Origin of the sequence: Massilia eburnea (assembly GCF_009720745.1) — a bacterium.
Classification (GTDB): domain Bacteria; phylum Pseudomonadota; class Gammaproteobacteria; order Burkholderiales; family Burkholderiaceae_D; genus Rugamonas; species Rugamonas eburnea.
In genome coordinates this window covers 41,727-59,257 of sequence record NZ_WNKX01000027.1, presented here as the reverse complement: position 1 = coordinate 59,257, position 17,531 = coordinate 41,727, and the positions used below count along the sequence as shown (strand labels likewise).

The following is a 17,531-nucleotide window of genomic DNA, read 5'->3' as shown; positions in this document are numbered from 1 at the left end:
TCTGCGACCCGAGGAATCCCTGGCAGCGAGGTACAAACGAGAACACTAACGGCTTGCTGAGGCAATATTTTCCAAAAGGACTGGATCTGTCCAACTACTCCCAAGGCCAGCTCGACGCAGTCGCCAACCGCCTGAATGAACGACCGAGAAAAACGTTAGACTACGAAACGCCGGCTCAACGGTTTTATCAATGTGTTGCGTCGACCGGTTGAATCCGCAGGCGGAAGCGGACGTCTGCATGCGCAGGAAAGCTGAGGCTATGTCTTGATTATCGGTGGCCAGACCGGCCTGCATAGCCGTTCGCCTACAATCAATGCGCTCGCGCCACTCGGCAGCCGGGATCTTGGAGAGCCGAGCTGCCGTATGGCGAAACACCTCGATTAGTTCTCTTCGCGCCAGCGGCGCAGGTAGATTGCGCCAGCGATCATTGCCACACCCGCCGCAGCGCCAACCCACAGCGTCGGGCTGCCCAGCGAAGCGTAGGCTTGGCCGAAGAACTGGCCGATCTGCGTTGCCGGGTCATTCTCCATGCCAGGGGCGTGATGCATTGCATCGCGTGCTGATGCGTCGAAGATGAACCAGGCGCCTGGCAGCACGCTGCCCAGCAGGCGCAGTACCACTTGGGTGAAGAACCATTCAATCTTGATGCCCAGGCTGAATGCGTGGTTGGCCCATGCGACCAGTGCGCCGGTGATCAGCGGTGCTCCGACTGCCCACAGGAACACCTTGCTGCGCGCCCAGCTCGATACCAGCAGCAGCCAGCCGACAGTTGGCAGTGCCCACAGCATGTAGACCGGCACCAGCGACAGCATGCGGAATGGGCTGAGCCAGAAGTTGGTCGACGACACCAGGTCGCCAAACACGTTCGCGCCGTGCAGAGTGAGGGCGAGGGCGCCCATCAGGGTAATGGCCATCGACACGATGAAGGCGGTGGCTGCGATCACCAGCGGGAAGCCGAGCAGGGCAACGATCGCTTTGGACAGCACGGTGTTTGTGTCCGACACGGGCAGCGATTTCCAGAACAGGATGCTGCGGTCGCGGCGGTCGTCATACAGGGCGCCCAGGCAGTAGAAGAAGATCAGGAAGGCCATCATGATGTACAGCGGTGTGCCCATCATCGGGAAGGCGGCGCCGAAGGCACTGGCCATCTCGTGGCGTTCCATCACCGACATATCGTGGAAACGCGCCACGCTGTCGCCGTTGATGTGGGCTTCCATATTGCGGCCGACGATGAGCATCAGGGCAGTGAAGGCAACCATCAAGCCGCCGACGATAGCCGGCGCCCAGAACAGCATGCCCTTGTTTTCCCAGTATTCGCGCTGGATCAGCCATTTCATCGTTTTCATTGATATTCTCCTTGCATGCTGGCCACGAACAGGTCGGCCACGCTAGGGGTACGGGTTTCGCCAAACGTTTCCAGCTGCTTGCGCGAGACGCCGTCGAACAGCATGACCGCCTTGCCGAATACCGTGCGCTGGTGCAGCGGCTGCAGGGCGCTGGCGGCGGTCATGTACTCCGGCTGCACCATCACTTCAGTGTAGCGGTCGCCGATTTCGTCCATCGAGGCGGCGAGCGTGATCTTGCCGTCGCGGATGAACATCAGGTCGGTCAGGATGTTTTCGACTTCCTCGATCTGGTGCGTCGTGATCAGGATGGTCTTGTTCTCGTCGAAGTAGTCTTCCAGCAGCTGGTGGTAGAACTGCTTGCGGTAAAGGATGTCCAGGCCCAGGGTCGGTTCGTCGAGCACCAGCAGCTTGGCGTCGATGGCCATGACCAGCGCCAAGTGCAGCTGCACGATCATGCCCTTGGACATGGCCTTGACCTTCATGTCCGGAGACAGCTTGGTGTTGGCGATGTATTTTTCGGCGCGTTCGCGGTTGAAGCGCGGGTGCACGCCTTCGCAGAAGCTGATCGCGTCTTTCACCTTGAGCCAGCGCGGCAGGATGGCGACGTCGGCGATGAAGCAGACGTCCTTCATCAGCTCATCGCGCTGCTGGCGCGGATCCAGGCCCAGTACATTCAGCTCGCCGTCGAACTGCGACAGGCCGAGGATGGCTTTCAAGGTCGTGGTTTTGCCGGAGCCGTTCGGCCCGATCAGGCCAACGATGCGGCCGGCTTCAATCTGGAAGCTGGCGTCATCCAGCGCCTTGGTGGTGCCGAAACTTTTGCTCAGGTGTTTAGCGGTGATGATCGCTGTCATGCCGGGGCTCCTTGTGGCGGCACATTCGTGCTGCGCAGCAGTTGTTCAATATCCAGGCCCAGGCGACGGATGCGTTCGACCATGGCGGGCCATTCTTCGCGAATAAAACGTTCGCGTTCAGAAGATAGTAGTTTATCAACAGCGCCGTCGGTAACGTACATTCCTAATCCCCTTCTTTTTTCAACCAAGGTTTCGTCGACCAGCTCCTGGTAGGCGCGGGAGACGGTAATCGGGTTCAACTGATAGTCGGCCGCGACCTGGCGCACCGAGGGCAGGGCATCGCCGGGCTTGAGCAAGCCGTCCAGCATCATGCCGACGACCCGCTCCTTCAACTGCAGGTAGATCGGACGGTTTTCATTCCACATACATCGATTCCTCCAGTGTTGGTGAGTTAATGGACTGGTGTTGTAGTGAACTATAACACTGATTTTTTGCGGCGCAAGTGGTTTTTTTGCAAATTATGGCTATGCTCAATGGTGGAGTACCCCCATGACTAGGAGATTGCCATGTCCAGATCCATGCCTCGCGCCCTGGCTGCTGTCTTTGCCGCTGCTGCTTTTGGGTGCCTTGTTCCTGTTTCCGCAATGCATCTCGGAGACGAGATGAAGTGGGGCGATGCCCCGCCAACGCTGCCTAAAGGCGCCAAAGCAGCTGTGCTGCAGGGGGATCCGACCAAGCCAGGTCCTTTTGTGATCCGGCTACACGCGCAGAATGGCTATAAGGTGCCGCCGCATATGCATTCGATGATGGAGAACGTCACGGTCATCAAGGGCACGTTCATGTTGGGCATGGGCGACAAGCTCGATGAAAAGGCGGCCAAGATGCACCACGCGGGGGATTTCGTTGCGATCCCGGCCAAGACCAACCATTACGCGATCATGAAGGGCGATACCATCCTGCAGATCCACGGCGAGGGCCCGTTCGATATCACCTATGTGAACGCGGACGATGATCCTATGAAGGTGAAGAAGTAAGCATCTCGCGCAGTTGCAGCGCCTGCCGGACCTGGGTGCCGGACATGGTGTTGTCGAAGATGACCAGTGCGCGGCCTTGCTGGCCGCGCAGCCATGCTGCGACCTGCGCCAATCTTTCAGGCTCGTAGATTGAGCGGTAGATCAAAGGACTGCCGTGCAGGCGCACGTACGCCGCGCCGGCGCACGTCGCTGCGAACGGACCCGGCTCGCCGGCCGGCGGGTCGGCCACTACCCTGGTTACTCCCATACTGCGCATCAGCGCTGTCGCTTCGCCGCCAAACCAGGAACCGTGCCGTGCTTCGCAGGCCAGCACCGGTCCGGCGTGGCTGGCGGACGCGCTGCTTTCGGCGGTGGCGTCGAGGCGAGCGCGGAGGGCGGCGAATAGCGCTTCTGCCGCCGCAGGGTCGAAACGCAGGCTTGGCGGCGTTTGCACCAGAACCCAGCCAAGCTTGGCGCCCAAGGCGCCGGCTTCGGCGACGAATCGGTCCAGGTCGGGTTCTATGTCTTGCAGGCGCTTTTCATGGGTGACAGTGCGCGGCAGTTTGACGGCGAAGCGGAAGCCGGCAGGGACGCTTTCCGCCCAGCGCGCGTAGGTTTCCGGCTTATGCGGGCGGTAGAACGATGAATTGATTTCGACTGCGTCGAATACTTCGGCATAGCGCGCAAGATTGCTGCCGAAGGCGGCAGGCGGGAACAATTCAGCGTCTGCGCGGGGCAGGGTCCATCCGGCGATACCAATGGTTACAGGTTTCATGTGCGATCCCCGTTATAGTCTTGGCCAATATGACACAGGAGCGATCAATGAACCAACACAGACGCCTGGCCGTGCGCGCCGCGCTGGCCGCCGGAGCTGCCGCAACCGTCTTGCTGGCGGGCTGCGCCACCTTTGCCGGGCCGCGCGACTACGACGTGCCGCTGGCGAAGCTGCAGCGCAACCTGGACCAGCGCTTCCCGATCGAGCACCGTGCGCTGGCCGTGTTCGACTTGCGACTGCTACAGCCAAGGCTGGAGACCATGCCGAATGACCGCATCGCCTTGACTGCGCTGGTGTCGGTCAGCTCGCCGCTGATGCCGCAGGCGTACACCGGGTCCATTTCGCTGTCGGGCCGGCTGAATATCGACCAGTCGCGCAATGCGGTGATGCTGGCCGACACCCGCCTGGAAGACTTCACGCTGGATGGCCTGGATGAGCGCACCCAGCGCCAGGTCAGCGGCGCCGCGCGCGTGCTGGCCAATAACCTGGCGCATGACACGCCGATCTATACCTGGCGTCCGGATGAGCTGAGATACGCGGGCGTGCAGTTCGTGCCGACCGCCATTCGCACCTCAGCGAGCGGCCTGAGTATCCACCTCGAACCCATGCGCGACGGTCGACTATAATCCAGTCATCACCATAGGAGAAAGTGAAATGCCGTTTTTCGGTCTGGGCCTGCATATTCTGGTTGCCATCTTTTTTGCCGTGCACGCAGTGCGCCGTGGGCGTGAGCTGTATTGGCTGCTGATCCTGTTCTCCTTCCCGCTGCTGGGCAGCCTGGTGTATTTCTTTGCCGTCTATTTGCCGAGCTCCCGCCTTGAACACGGCGCGCGCAAGGCGATTTCCGCTGCTGGACGCATGCTTGATCCGGGCCGCGAATTGCGTGAGGCGCGCGATGCCTTCAGCTTCACCCCGACCGCGCAAAACCAGATGCGCCTGGCCGCGGCCTTGCTGGAAGGCGGCGAAGCGGCTGAAGCGGCAAGCACTTACGAGGCTTGCCTGCAGGGTGCTTTTGGCTCGGACCTGGAAATCCGCCTTGGTGCAGCGCGGGCCAACCTGGCTGTTGGCGCACATGGCAAAGCGATCGAACACCTGGAATTCATCCGCCGCACCGATGCCAACTACCGCGCCGAACAATGCAGCCTGCTGCTGGCGCAAGCGTTTGCGGCGGCTGGGCGCAATGGCGAGGCCCGCGCGGAATTTGAGGCCGCGGTGCACCGCTTCGGCAGTTTCGAAGCGCGCGCTGAATATGCGATCTGGGCGGCCGGCGTGCGCGAGTTCCAGCTGGCGCAGCGCCTGAAGAACGAGCTGCAACATACGATGGACCGCTGGAACAAGCACACAGCATCGATGAATGACGCGACCGTGCGGCGCTTGAATGCCGCCTTCGCGCAGGTACCGCGCAGCTAGGCAATATAAGGAGCTGTGGCTTGCACCCCTATCTCCACCCCCTTCAATAGCCTATGGCTGAACCCGTGTCCCACCTTGGGGTCTGACCCCAAGGTGGGACACGGGCTCGGCTATTCGAGCCACCAAACTTATCCTGAATCAAGGATTTTGCTCCCGCATTAGGCGATAGTCAGGCTCAGTTTTAACCTGAGCAGGACTATCCATGAATGCAAACGAAAAAATGTTCGGCAACCCCATGCCGCCCCAGGAAATTTCGCTGGACGTGCTGCGCGAAAAGTACGCGAAGGGGGATGAGCGGGACATCATCGATGTCCGCCGCCGCGTCGCGCGCGCACTGGCCGCGCTGGAGCCGCCGGCATTGCGCGCCGACCTTGAAGAACAATTCCTGTGGGCGCAGGAGAACGGCTTCGTTCCCGCTGGACGTATCAATTCCGCCGTTGGCCTCGGCCTGAAAGCCACTTTGATGAACTGCTTCGTGCAGCCGGTCGGCGATTCCGTGACGGGCGAGGACGATGGCCTGCCCGGTATCTACACCGCCGTGGCGGAAGCGGCGGAAACCATGCGCCGTGGCGGCGGGGTGGGCTACGACTTCAGCGCTATCCGTCCGGCGGGCGCGAAAGTGAAGGGGACGCAGTCGCGCGCTTCTGGGCCGGTATCTTACATGGAAGTGTTTGACGCATCCTGCAAGACGGTGGAGTCGGCCGGCGCCCGCAGAGGCGCGCAAATGGGCGTGCTGCGCATCGACCATCCGGATATCGAGCGCTTTATCGCGGCGAAAGACGATGGCGGATTCCGCAACTTCAACCTGTCGATCGGCGTGACAGATGCCTTCATGCGAGCACTGATCGCCGATTCTGCATTCGAGCTGGTGCACAAGGTCGAACCGGGCGACGAAGACCTGGCCGCCGGCGCTTACCGCCGCGATGACGGCACGTGGGTGTATCGCTGCGTTCCGGCGCGCGAGTTGTGGGACAGGGTGATGACCTCCACTTACGACCACGCCGAGCCGGGTGTGCTGTTCGTCGATCGTATCAACGCCGAAAACAACCTGTATTACTGCGAGACGCTGCGCGCCACGAATCCTTGCGGCGAGCAGCCGCTGCCAGGTTATGGCTGCTGCGATCTCGGTTCGCTCAACCTGACTTGTTTTGTCAAGCATCCGTTCAGCGAGCGTGCTGAATTCGACTATGAAGCCATGCGCCGCGTGGCCGGCATCGGCGTGCGCATGCTGGACCTGGCCCTCGATGCCACCCAGTGGCCGTTGCCGCAGCAGGCGGACGAGGGCGCGGCCAAGCGCCGCATTGGCCTTGGTTTCCTTGGCCTGGGCAGCGCGCTGGTCATGCTGGGCCTGCGTTATGACTCGGACGATGGCCGCGCCATGGCGGCAACCATCGCAGAGGCCATGCGCGATGCAGCCTATGCGGCTTCGATTGCGCTGGCGCAGGAGAAGGGCGCTTTCCCGTTCTTCGACAAGGATCTGTACCTGGAGAGCGCCTTCGTGCGGCGCTTGCCGCATGCCTTGCGCGAGGCGATCGGCAGGTATGGCATCCGCAATTCACACCTGCTGTCGATTGCGCCGACCGGCACTATTACGCTGGCGTTCGCGGACAACGCATCCAATGGCATCGAGCCCGCGTTTTCGTGGGTGTACCAGCGCCGCAAGCGCATGCCGGATGGAACGACGCGCTCTTATGAAGTAGCCGACCATGCCTGGCGCCTGTATCGCCATATGGGCTTCGATATGGGGCAGTTGCCTCCGCACTTCATCACGGCGCTGGATATGGCGGCGCTGGACCATGTGAGCATGATGGAGGCGGTACAGCCTTTCGTGGATACGGCGATTTCGAAGACGGTCAATGTGCCGGAGGACTATCCGTACGAGGATTTCAAGGAACTGTACAGCGAGGCTTGGGTGGCGGGGCTGAAAGGGCTGGCGACCTTCCGGCCGAATTCGGTGACGGGTAGTGTGCTCAGTGTGACACCGGAGCCGGCGGGGGCTAGTGCCGCAGTTGTGGTGCCGCGCGATGACGATCCGCTGCGCAAGCGTTTCGATGGCCGTCCGCTAGGTGAGCTGGAGTCGGTGACGTCCAAGGTTGAATATTGGACGCAGGAGGGGAAAAAGGCGGCTTACCTGACCGTGAGCTTCATTACGGTGGATGGCACCGTGGACGGGGCGCCGGTGCGCATTGAGCGGCCGTTTGAATTCTTCATGCCGGCCAACCAGCGCAGCGATGGACAGCAGTGGATTACTTCGTCCATGCGCTTGCTTTCGATGGCGGCACGGGCGGGCAGTTCGATTGCGAAGGCGCTGGCGGATATGCGGGAAGTGACGTGGGAGAAGGGGCCGGTGCGTTGCGGCTTGCTGACGCGGGAAGATGGGGTGCAGGTGCCGGTTTATCACGATTCGGAGGTGGCGGCGATTGCGTTCACCTTGCAAAGGATTTTGATACGGCGGGGGTTCCTGGACGCGTATGGGAACCAGGTGCCGGTGCCGCAGTTGGCGTTGCAGTTTGCTTCGGTGGGGTTTGTGGCGCCGGAGGCGATGGCGGCGCCTGTGCAGTCGGCGGGGAAGTGTCCGGAGTGCGGGGCAAGGGCGCTGCATAAGGTTGATGGGTGTACGCGGTGTGTGGAGTGCCACTATGTGGGTGGGTGCGGCTGAAACCCGGTAAACCTGGGTCAGACCCAAGGGTCTGACCCAGTCTGACCAGCGGCTTTTGGTGTTGGACGTTGTCCGCAAGACCGTTGGGGGTCTGACCCTTGGGTCTGACCCCGGTTTACCGGGTTTTGCTTAAGCTGCGTCAAGGACGCCAATTCCGCCCCTGCCTAAACTTCCTCCCACACCAACCCCTCGGAGGAATTACAAATGCATCACTCTTTCCAATTAGCTTCCGCCCTGGACGCAGCCAACGTCACCCGCGTACTCGATCTGCTGCGCACCGTTCCCGGCATCCGCGGCGTGCACGCGCCGGCCGGCGCGGCCCACGTCGAAGTCGCCTTCGACGACTCACTCACCAGCGTCCACCAAATGGGCAAGCTGCTGGAAGAACATGGTTACCCGCCTGTGGCGCCACAACAGCGCAGCCACACCTGCTGCGGCGGTTGCGGCGGCCATTGATCAACACTTGACCTGGATCATGTGAGCTGCCCGAGTGGCGGCTGTATTCTGGCTAAAAACATACATTTGAAACACCACAAAAGGAGCTATCATGCACGCCACTAAGAAGTTATGGACGTGGCTCGCCATTATCTGCCTGCTATCGTTCTCGGTACTGGGCTGGGTGGGCCGCGAAATCTACCTGAAAGCGCCTCCAATAGCGCAAGTCGTCGACGACACCGGTTCTGTGCTGTACACGGCAGACCAGGTGAAGTACGGCCAGAGCGCCTGGCTGTCCGCCGGCGGCCAACAACTGGGCACCGTTTGGGGCCATGGCTCTTACCTGGCGCCTGACTGGTCGGCCGACTGGCTGCACCGTGAAGTAGTTGCGCTGCAAGACTTGTTCGCCCGCAAGGACTTCAACAAGGACTACGCCCTGCTGGAAACCGGCGCGAAAGCGCACGTTGACGCGCTGGTGAAGGCCGAACTGCGCACCAACACCTATGTCGCTGAGACCAATGAAGTGAAACTGTCGGCCATCCGCGCTGAGGCAGTTCGCACCGTGGCTGCGCACTACGCAGGCCTGTTCGGCGATGTCGCGCAATACGACAAGCTGCGCGAGCAATACGCCATGCCAAAGAACTCGCTGCCCGAAGCGACCGACCGCGCTGCGCTGACCGGCTTCTTCTTCTGGTCTTCGTGGGCTGCCGCTGCCGACCGTCCGGGCGAAACTGGCCTGAGCTACACCAGCAACTGGCCGCACGAGCCGCTGATCGGCAATACCCCGACCGCCGGCGCCGGCATCTGGTCCATCGCCTCGGTCATCCTGATGATCGGCGCCATTGCCGGCATGCTGTTCTTCCATTCGCGCCACAAGGAAGAAGACGATCCAGTGCCACCGAAGAACGACCCGCTGTTCAGCCTCAAAGCTACGCCTTCCATGAAGGCGACCAAGAAGTACTTCCTGGTTGTGATTGGCCTGATCCTGGCGCAAGTCGGCATGGGCGTGATCACCGCGCACTTTGCGGTGGAAGGCACGAGCTTCTTCGGTATCGAGCTGGGTAATATCCTGCCGTTCACCGTCAGCCGCACCATCCACACCCAATTCGCCGTGCTGTGGATCGCTACCGCATGGCTGGCGACCGGCCTGTACATCGCTCCTGCGATTTCGGGTGTTGAGCCGAAGTTCCAGAAACTGGGCGCCGACGTGCTGTTCTACGCGCTGCTGTTCATCGTGGTCGGTTCGACTGCAACCGGCTGGCTGGGCACCCTGCAGCACAAGGGCGTCGACTTCTCGTTCTGGCTGGGTAACCAGGGCCTCGAGTTCACCTCTATGGGCCGCGTGTGGCAAATCCTGCTGTTCATCGGCTTGCTGTTCTGGGCCTTCCTGCTTGGCCGCGGCCTGTGGCCGGCGCTGAAGAAGCCATCGGAAAGCCGCGGCATCATCGCCATGGTGTTCCTGGCTGCACTGTGCATCGGCGGCTTCTACGCTACGTCCCTGACCTGGGGCAAGGGCACCCACTACTCGATGATCGAGTACTGGCGCTGGTGGCTGGTCCACCTGTGGGTGGAAGGCTTCTTCGAAGTGTTCGCAACCGCTGTTATCGCGCTGCTGTTCACCCGCTTGGGCCTGATCCGCGCTGCTTCGGCCAATAGCGCCATCATCCTGGAAACCATCGTCTTCCTGTTCGGCGGCATCCTGGGTACCTTGCACCACCTGTACTTCACCGGTACGCCTACTTCGGTGATCGCTATCGGCGCCATGTTCTCGGCACTGGAAGTGGTTCCGCTGTCGCTGATCGGCATGGAAGCTTATCGCAACTACAAGCGTTCGCAGGCCGCTCCATGGGTCGGCGCATACAAGTGGGCCATCCTGTGCTTCATCGCCGTGGGCTTCTGGAATACCGTGGGCGCTGGCCTGCTGGGCTTCTCGATCAACACGCCGATCGCGCTGTACTACATGCAGGGCATGAACATGACCGCCGCCCACGGCCACGCTGCGCTGTTTGGCGTGTACGGCATGCTGGGTATCGGCCTGATGCTGTTCTGCCTGCGCGGCCTGGTTGACCGCTTCGCATGGTCCGACGCGCTGCTGGCCAAGATGTTCTGGTTCATGAATATCGGCCTGGCGATGATGGTGTTCATGTCGCTGGTCCCTGCCGGTATCTACCAGGCCGTGGCTGCGATCACCAAGGGCATGTGGTACGCCCGCTCGCCGGAAGTGGTGCACTCGGCCTTCATGGAAAACGCGGTCTGGATGCGTGTTCCTGGCGACGTCGTGTTTGCGATTGGCTGCCTGTTCCTGGCCCTGTTCGCCCTGCGCCTGATCGGCAAGGCGAAGAAGGAGGAGACCGTAGCTCAAGGCGTGGCGCTGGAGAACTAAGCCATGCGCCTCACGGGCCACACCGACTATGCCTTGCGCCTGCTGATGTACCTGGGCCGGCAGCAGGGCAGGTTGGTGACCGTGCAGGAGATCGCCAAGGCACACGGCATCTCCGAGCATCACCTGCGCAAGGTGGCCCACCGGCTCGGCCAGGCCGGGCTGGTGGCCACCTGGCGCGGACGGGCCGGTGGCCTGCGCCTGGCGCAGCCGCCGGCTTCGATTTCGGTGGGCGCCGTCGTGCGCCTGGCCGAATCGGACTTTACGATCGTTGAATGTTTCAATGCCACGCGCAATACCTGCCAGCTGGCCGGCGCCTGCCGCCTGCAGGAGGGATTGCACAGGGCGACCGAGGCCTACCTCAGTCATCTCGACCGCCAGACCCTGGCGGATTTAATCTGAAGGAACCATCATGAGTGCGCAAGAAATTTTGTTAGAGCTGTGCGGCATGGTGCCGCCTGAACCGATGGAGCGCGTACTGGAAGCGCTCGACCTGCTGCAGCCTGGCCAGCATATCCGCATGGTGATCGACCGCGAACCGGTTCCCCTCTACCGCATCCTCGAGAAGAACGGCTACCGCCACGCGACCTCGATGCGCGAAGACTATATCTACGAAATCCTGATTACCCACGCCGACTGATGCAACGCAAGCTGGCTTTCGAGCATACGCCAGCGATGGCGTTGCCGCTGCGCTTCCTGCTGGTGGCGCCCTGGTTCGGCGCCCTGGCCGGCATGCTGCTGGTGTGGCAGGGAGCTGAAGCGATGAGTACGCGCTGGGCGCCGGCCACGCTGGCTGTGACGCACTTGCTGACGCTCGGCTTCCTTGGCATGGCCATGGCAGGTTCCCTGCTGCAGATGGTGCCGGTGGTGGCGGGCGTGGAGCTGCGCTGGGCGCGCACCCTCGGTCCCGTCATATGGGGCGCACTGGCCACCGGAGCGTTACTGCTGGCTGGCGGCTTCCTGCATGGGCTGCCCTGGTGCCTGCGCGCCGCAGGCGTGCTTCTGGCCGGCGCCTTCATCCTGCTGGTGGCGGTGCTGGCGCGCGCGTTGTCGCAGCGCTCCGCGCCGAATGCGCTGCCAGTGGTGGCGGGCATGCGCCAGGCCGTCGTGGCGCTGGCTTGCGCCGTGACAATCGGCATCGCGCTGGCGGCATTCCTGACTGGGGCCTTGCCGTTGCGGGTGCTGGAATGGACCAATGTGCATGCTGCCTGGGCCCTTGTGGGCTGGGTCGGCGTGCTGGTGGTGTCGGTCGTGTTCCAGGTTGTGCCGATGTTCCAGTCCACCCAATTGTTCCCGCGCCAGCTGGCCTTTGTGCTGCCGCCCCTGTGCCTGGGCGGGCTGGCGCTGTGGACTGCCGGCTACCTGCTTGAGCAGCCGTGGCAGTGGATCGGCGCAGGGCTCGTGAGCATCTGTCTCGGCGTGTTTGCCGTCTACACCTTTGTGCTGCTGCTACGCCGCAAGCGCGCTGCGGACGTCTCAACCTGGTACTGGTGGCTGTCGCTTGGCTCGCTGCTGGCCTGCGTCGCGGTCTTCCTGTGCCCGCGCGGGGTGGAGAAATCGGTGATCCTGGGAGTGCTGTTCATTGGCGGCTTTGCCATGTCGGCGGTGAACGGCATGCTGTACAAGATCGTGCCGTTCCTGCTGTGGTATCACGGCCAGCACGCCGGCTGCAATGTGCCGGGCGTGCGCCAGCTGATGCCGGACAGCGAACCACGCGTGCAGTTCGCCTGGCATGCGGCCAGTATTGTGATGCTGCTAGCTGCCGCCATCGCACCCGGCTGGCTTGCCCAGCTGGCGGGAGCGGTACTGGCGGTGTCCTGCATGCGCCTGGGTTTTGACCTGGCGCTGGCTGCCTTCAGCCTTCGTAAGCCCGCAAGCGAGCAGAATCCAGAATCCTGATCTGGCGGCCGTTCACGGCAATCATCCCCTGGTCGGCCAGTTCGTGCAACACGCGCGAGAAGTATTCCGGCGTCAGGTTCAGGCGCGAGGCCAGCAGCTTCTTGCTGACGGCCAGCGTGACCTCCGAACCATCCGTTGCATCATCATCCTTCAGCAGATACCCGATAATGCGCTGACTGCCGGAGCGCAGCGAGTAGGCCTCCACGTCTGAAATCAGGCCGTGCAGGCGGCGGCTCATACCAGCCAGCATGCGGCGGGCGAACTGCGGGTTGCGCGCCAGTTCGGCAAATACGGTGTGCTTGGAAATGTGCAGCAGCATGCAGTCGCTGACCGCATGGGCGGTGACGATGTAGGGCTTTTCCATGAACATCAGCGCTTCGCCGAAGCTGTGGCCGGGGCCGATGATCTCGACGATCTTCTCGTTGCCCTGCGAGGACAGGAAGCTGAGCTTGACCTGGCCGAAGATGACCATGTGGAAGCCGACGCAGGGATCGCCGCGCTGGAAGACTGCGCTGCCGCGCGGGATATGATGCTCGGTGGTGCCGGCAGCCACCAGCGACAGCTCCTCCGGCGACAGGTCTGCGAACAGGGGCAGTCGCTTGAGGAACTCGCGGGGGTCGATTTTGGGGCTTGACATGTGGTTCTCCTGAAATGGCAAAAGGACCCGCGGGGCGGGTCCTGTCCTGGTTAAGGTAATGTCGGTGCTGATCCTGGGGATCAGTGGCCCGAATCGCCGTCAGGCTTGCTGTTGGTGTGGAACACCTCCGGGTTGTCCTTGCCGGTCACGTAAAGGAAGCCGACCAGGCCTTTCTCCATGCGCGACAGCGCGTGGTCAACCAGGATGAAGCGGCCCGGCACTTCGGTCTTGAATTCGACCATGGTTGCGCCGCCCGGCGCCACGGTGGTGGTCTGCACGTTCTGCAGCGGCGGCGAGGTCAGGTCGCCCATGCTGTAGACGCGGTCGAACACTTCGCCGATCACGTGGAAGCTGGAGGTGGCGTTAGGACCGCCTACGCCGAAGAAGATGCGCACCGTTTCGCCAACCTTGGCTTCCATGCGGTGGGTCTTGGTCAGCGCATTGTGGGTGCCGTTGAACATCAGGTGTTCGGGCTGTTCGGCCAGCAGCTTGTCGAGCGAGAACTCGGCTTCGCCTGGCGTGCCGTGCTTTTGCGCGGTGTACAGTTCGCCTTGCATCACGTAGAACTCGCGGTCGACTTTCGGCAGGCCGCCTTCAGGTTCGACCAGGATCATGCCGTACATGCCGTTGGAGATGTGCTGCGCCACCATCGGGGTCGCGCAGTGGTACACATACAGGCCTGGGTTAAGGGCCTTGAAGGTAAAGCTCTTGGTGCTGCCAGGAGCCGCCTGGGTGACCGCAGCGCCGCCGCCTGGGCCGGTCACGGCATGGAAGTCGACCGAGTGGATCATGTGGCTGTCCTTGGCGTTGGACATGTCGACGTTCACGGTGTCGCCGACGCGGACGCGGATGAACGGACCTGGAACCTTGCTGTTGAAGGTCCAGTATTTGTAAGTGGTGCCGTCCATCAGCTGGCCCAGCACTTCAGTTGTTTCCAGCTTCACGTTCACGGTCTGCGGGCCGCGCTTGCCCACCGGGGTCCCGACTTCCATTGGGTTGCGCGAAATGTCGGCGCCTTGCGGAGCGGCCTTGACTTCGCCTTCGCCGACGATGATCTTGCCGATCATGCCGGCAGCCACGTGGCCCGGCAGGGAGCAGATGTAGGTGAACTCGCCCTTTTTGTCCGCCTTGAAGACGATGGCGGTCGATGCGCCCTTGTCCTTCAGCTGGTTCGACTTGACGTTGAAATCAGGTACGGTGATATCGTGGGTTGCGCCGTCGCCGTTGACCAGATTGATCTGCACCACAGCCCCTACCGGCACGCGCAGGGTAGGATTGGCCTTGCCCTTGGAATCGCCGGCGTCGCTGATGAAGACCAGCTTACCGTCTGCGATGTCGGTGTGCAGGGTAAAGGTCACGTCAGGACGATATTGGACGGCTGTGCTGCCGCCATGCTGGCCATGTTGTGCATAAGCTGGCGCCAGGGTTGCGGCGCCGATCACCAGTGCTGCGATGGCTTTGGACATCAGGGTCGGTTTCATTTTCTTCTCACAGGTTTGTCCGGCACGGGATTGCGCCGTTTGACAAACAAATCTTATGTTTTACATGCATGTTATTGAATTGACGCAGGTCAAAAATTTGAAAAGAACTGCGTATTCTCAAGGCATGTTTGATTTTTTTGATCTAGGTCAAGTGAGAAGAGGACCCCGCGCCACGTTTAGAGCGCGAGTTGCGGCAAGCGTGCCAAAAAGCTATCGCGCTCGTCCATGCCGCTCTCGCTGCCGGCCTGGGCGAAGACGATGCGTTTGCCGTCGCGCTCCAGCCAGCCGACGTACCAGCCAACGTCCTTGCCGCTGCCGGTCTTGCCGAAGACTTGCCAGCCTGCGACGGCTTCCGGGCGGTGCAACAGCGCGGCGGACATGTCGTAAGCTTGCGGCGTCAGGCCAAGTTCGCGGTTCAGGACGCGGCGCAGGAAGCCAATTTGCTCGTCCGGCGAAATGCGCAGCGAAGAGTTGAGCCAGGAGGCTATCAGGCCGTTATGCTTGCCTGGGTCGCCGCTGATGTCGGCGTTGCCGTAGTCGAAACGTTTGACGTAAGCGGCGAAGCTTTTCTGCCCCAGCTTCTGCGTGACCTGTTGCGAGTACCAGACGACGGATTCCTTTATCCAGGAGCTGGGGTCGTGCGCCTGGCGCCATTGCGGGCGCCAGTCCACATAGCCCTGTTTGAACGGCAGGATGGGATGATGTTCGTCCTTGAGGATGCCGGCGTCATAGCCCATCAGCGCGATTGGCAGCTTGAAGGTGGACATCGGCGGCAGTCGCTTGTCACAGACGCCTTCGTGCACCAGCCACTTGCCGGTGGCGGCATCGGCCATCGCCAGGCAGTGTTCGGCGGAATACGCGGGCAAAGCGAGGCCCAGCCCCGCAAGCAGGGAAAAGATTTTGCGTCTCATTTTTTGTCCTTGGTTAGAGTTTTGCGAGTTGCGCGGGGAGGCCGCGCAGGAAGGCTTCCTTGAGGCGTGGACCTGCTGCGCCTTCGATCAAGCGTTCGTCCTGCGCGAGGCGGGCGAACACAATGGTGCGCTGGCCATTGGTGGCCCAGCCTACGAACCAGCCGTAAGAGCGCGAGTAATCGTCCTTGCCGTCCGGGCCGAGTGGAGCGCCGGTGCCGGTTTTTCCGAAGACTTGCCAGCCGTTCGGCAGGTCCTTCAGTTTCAACAGATGTGCGGTCTGCTCGTGGGCATATGGCGACACGGGCAATTCATGACGCACCAGCTTGCACAGGAAGGCGGTTTGCTCGTCGGCGGAAATCTGCATCGACGAGCCTATCCACGCCCAGGTCAGGCCATTGGCTTTGTCTTTGTCGCCGCTGGTGTCGCGGTTGCCGTAGCCGAATTCCTGTACATAGCGTTCGAATCGTTCGCGGCCAATGTGCTGCGTAACTTGCTGGGCATACCACACAGCTGAATAGCTGATCCACTGGCTTGGGTCCATGTCGCGGCGCCATTCCTTGTTCCAGGCTTTGTATTCGGCGCGGTAAGGCAGTAGCGGCGCATGCTGGTCCTTCAGGAAGCCGCTGTCGTAGCCCATCAGGCTGACGGCGATATTGAAGGTTGATACGGGCGTGATTCGCGCGGCGCAATCGCCCTCGCGCAGGAGTGCCTTGCCGCTGGCGGCATCGACGAAGGTGGTGCAATTCAGTGCGGCCATCGATTGCGCGGATGGCGACACGCTCCATGCCAGCGCCGGCTGCAACGCGAAGTTGCCGATGGCGATGGCGGCCAGCGCGGCCGCGGTTGCGGCGCGCGCCCAGATGGCGCGCCGCGCGTCGCCTGGTGAGCGGATCAATGACACGCGCTCGGTCAGCGTGTTCGGATCGATGCTGCCGAAGGAAAGCGCACCTTGTGGCGCAAGGTGTTGCAGCTTGAGCTGCGCCACCAGTGCGGCGGCGTATGCCTTGCGCTGCGATGCAGGGCGGCCGCGCAGCACGTCGCGGTCGCAGCCAAGCTCCTGCGCCCAGCACAGGTTTGCACGCAGCAGGCGCATGAAGGGATTGAACCACAACAGCGTCTGCAGCAGCATGCCGGCGGCCATCCATTGCAGGTCGTGGCGGCGCAGGTGGGTCAGCTCGTGCTCTAGGATCATCTCGCGCTGCAGCTTGTCGAAACCGCCAAGATGGCGCGGCAACAGCAGGCGAGGGCGGAACAGGCCAAGCAGCATCGGAGAAATTGGCGCGTCCACCTCAATGACTGCGGCGCGCATGCCGGACGCATCGTTGGCCTTCATGCCTTCAGTTGCGCAGGCACCCGTGCCTGTTTGCGCCAGACGATTCAGCATCAGCTGCGCGCGCCACACGCTGCAGATCGACCATGCGAGGCCAATCAAGTACACGCACAGCCATGCCTGCGCGACGCTCAGCTGCCAAGCGCGTGCATCGGCGGATTCGCCGGCCTGGCGGGCTTCTTCGGCGGTAGTTGTTGGCAGTGCTGGAGCCTTGGGTGGCGCAATGTACTGCGTCACGGTTTCAGTCGCTGCTTCCAATGGTGGTATCAGGCGCACACGCTCGCTATGCGGCAGCAGGATCAGTGCGAACGTCGCCAGCACTGTGAGCTGGCCGAGCAGCCACAATGAGCGCTGTGCTGCCAGCGCTGGCAGATAGCGCCGCAGAAGGGAGCTCAAGGCCCAAACGCTGAAGCCGGCGGCACAGCAGCCCAGGCTCGCAATCAGGAAGCGCATCAACAGCA

Annotated in this window: 18 protein-coding genes and 1 pseudogene; 10 read left to right on the top strand and 9 right to left on the bottom strand. The window is 62.1% G+C overall.

Going from position 1 to position 17,531, the window contains the following annotated elements; all coding sequences use genetic code 11:
• The coding region (locus GM658_RS24695; RefSeq protein ID WP_155456724.1) for an IS30 family transposase at positions 1-212 on the top strand (212 nt) is incomplete at its 5' end.
• A 168-nt stretch (positions 213-380) separates the two neighbouring features.
• Here GM658_RS24695 and GM658_RS24690 read toward each other — a convergent pair.
• The 3 genes from GM658_RS24690 to GM658_RS24680 are packed head-to-tail and all read right to left on the bottom strand — an operon-like array spanning position 381 to position 2,565.
• Complete coding sequence (locus tag GM658_RS24690) at positions 381-1,346, bottom strand: ABC-2 transporter permease (protein WP_155456723.1); 966 nt, start codon at positions 1,344-1,346, stop codon at positions 381-383.
• Positions 1,343-2,200: an ABC transporter ATP-binding protein gene (locus GM658_RS24685; protein ID WP_155456722.1), complete on the bottom strand. Its 858-nt coding sequence runs from the start codon at positions 2,198-2,200 to the stop codon at positions 1,343-1,345. Before GM658_RS24685 ends, GM658_RS24690 begins: the two co-directional genes overlap by 4 nt.
• Entirely contained in the window at positions 2,197-2,565 is a 369-nt protein-coding gene (locus tag GM658_RS24680; RefSeq protein WP_155456721.1) for a GntR family transcriptional regulator, read from the bottom strand. Before GM658_RS24680 ends, GM658_RS24685 begins: the two co-directional genes overlap by 4 nt.
• Before the next feature lie 141 nt (positions 2,566-2,706).
• On the opposite strand from GM658_RS24680, the gene GM658_RS24675 reads away from it, so the two are divergent.
• Entirely contained in the window at positions 2,707-3,174 is a 468-nt protein-coding gene (locus GM658_RS24675; RefSeq protein ID WP_229417054.1) for a cupin domain-containing protein, read from the top strand.
• Here GM658_RS24675 and GM658_RS24670 read toward each other — a convergent pair.
• Positions 3,155-3,928, bottom strand: coding sequence for a DUF72 domain-containing protein (locus GM658_RS24670; protein WP_155456720.1), 774 nt, complete (start codon positions 3,926-3,928; stop codon positions 3,155-3,157). The two genes, GM658_RS24675 and GM658_RS24670, sit on opposite strands and share 20 nt — an antisense overlap.
• A gap of 47 nt (positions 3,929-3,975) precedes the next feature.
• Between GM658_RS24670 and GM658_RS24665 the strand changes: the two genes are divergently transcribed.
• The 8 genes from GM658_RS24665 to GM658_RS24630 all read left to right on the top strand — a co-directional run bounded on the left by GM658_RS24665 (position 3,976) and on the right by GM658_RS24630 (position 12,711).
• Positions 3,976-4,554, top strand: a complete 579-nt coding sequence (locus GM658_RS24665) for a DUF1439 domain-containing protein (protein ID WP_170298955.1) — start codon at positions 3,976-3,978, stop codon at positions 4,552-4,554.
• 28 nt (positions 4,555-4,582) lie between these two features.
• Positions 4,583-5,338 (top strand): hypothetical protein, encoded by a 756-nt coding sequence (locus GM658_RS24660; RefSeq protein ID WP_155456718.1) that lies wholly within the window; start codon positions 4,583-4,585, stop codon positions 5,336-5,338.
• Positions 5,339-5,540: 202 nt separating this feature from the next.
• Positions 5,541-7,997 carry an adenosylcobalamin-dependent ribonucleoside-diphosphate reductase gene (locus GM658_RS24655; protein ID WP_155456717.1) on the top strand — a complete coding sequence of 819 codons (2,457 nt, stop codon included), beginning with the start codon at positions 5,541-5,543 and terminating at the stop codon, positions 7,995-7,997.
• A gap of 204 nt (positions 7,998-8,201) precedes the next feature.
• A complete protein-coding gene (locus GM658_RS24650) occupies positions 8,202-8,453 on the top strand; it encodes a hypothetical protein (protein WP_155456716.1) in 252 nt (83 codons plus the stop codon).
• Positions 8,454-8,544: 91 nt separating this feature from the next.
• On the top strand, positions 8,545-10,815 hold the full coding sequence (locus GM658_RS24645) for a nitric-oxide reductase large subunit (RefSeq protein ID WP_155456715.1): 2,271 nt from the start codon (positions 8,545-8,547) through the stop codon (positions 10,813-10,815).
• A gap of 3 nt (positions 10,816-10,818) precedes the next feature.
• Positions 10,819-11,214 carry an RrF2 family transcriptional regulator gene (locus GM658_RS24640; RefSeq protein WP_155456714.1) on the top strand — a complete coding sequence of 132 codons (396 nt, stop codon included), beginning with the start codon at positions 10,819-10,821 and terminating at the stop codon, positions 11,212-11,214.
• Between the two features lie 10 nt (positions 11,215-11,224).
• Positions 11,225-11,452 (top strand): DUF2249 domain-containing protein, encoded by a 228-nt coding sequence (locus tag GM658_RS24635; protein ID WP_155456713.1) that lies wholly within the window; start codon positions 11,225-11,227, stop codon positions 11,450-11,452.
• Positions 11,452-12,711 carry a hypothetical protein gene (locus tag GM658_RS24630; RefSeq protein WP_155456712.1) on the top strand — a complete coding sequence of 420 codons (1,260 nt, stop codon included), beginning with the start codon at positions 11,452-11,454 and terminating at the stop codon, positions 12,709-12,711. The genes GM658_RS24635 and GM658_RS24630 overlap by 1 nt, the downstream gene beginning before the upstream one ends.
• On the opposite strand, the gene GM658_RS24625 is transcribed toward GM658_RS24630, so the two are convergent.
• From GM658_RS24625 to GM658_RS29825, 5 genes and pseudogenes are all read right to left on the bottom strand, one after another.
• On the bottom strand, positions 12,668-13,348 hold the full coding sequence (locus GM658_RS24625) for a Crp/Fnr family transcriptional regulator (protein WP_155456711.1): 681 nt from the start codon (positions 13,346-13,348) through the stop codon (positions 12,668-12,670). The genes GM658_RS24630 and GM658_RS24625 overlap by 44 nt on opposite strands.
• Before the next feature lie 80 nt (positions 13,349-13,428).
• Positions 13,429-14,829, bottom strand: coding sequence for a copper-containing nitrite reductase (gene nirK, locus GM658_RS24620; RefSeq protein ID WP_211841930.1), 1,401 nt, complete (start codon positions 14,827-14,829; stop codon positions 13,429-13,431).
• A 176-nt stretch (positions 14,830-15,005) separates the two neighbouring features.
• Positions 15,006-15,740: a class D beta-lactamase gene (blaOXA, locus tag GM658_RS24615; protein ID WP_155456710.1), complete on the bottom strand. Its 735-nt coding sequence runs from the start codon at positions 15,738-15,740 to the stop codon at positions 15,006-15,008.
• 13 nt (positions 15,741-15,753) lie between these two features.
• Positions 15,754-16,497 (bottom strand): class D beta-lactamase, encoded by a 744-nt coding sequence (gene blaOXA / locus GM658_RS29830; RefSeq protein ID WP_371865259.1) that lies wholly within the window; start codon positions 16,495-16,497, stop codon positions 15,754-15,756.
• Between the two features lie 144 nt (positions 16,498-16,641).
• Positions 16,642-17,523 (bottom strand): annotated as a pseudogene (locus tag GM658_RS29825) (M56 family metallopeptidase); the annotation flags it as partial.
• Between the last annotated feature and the right edge of the window lie 8 nt (positions 17,524-17,531).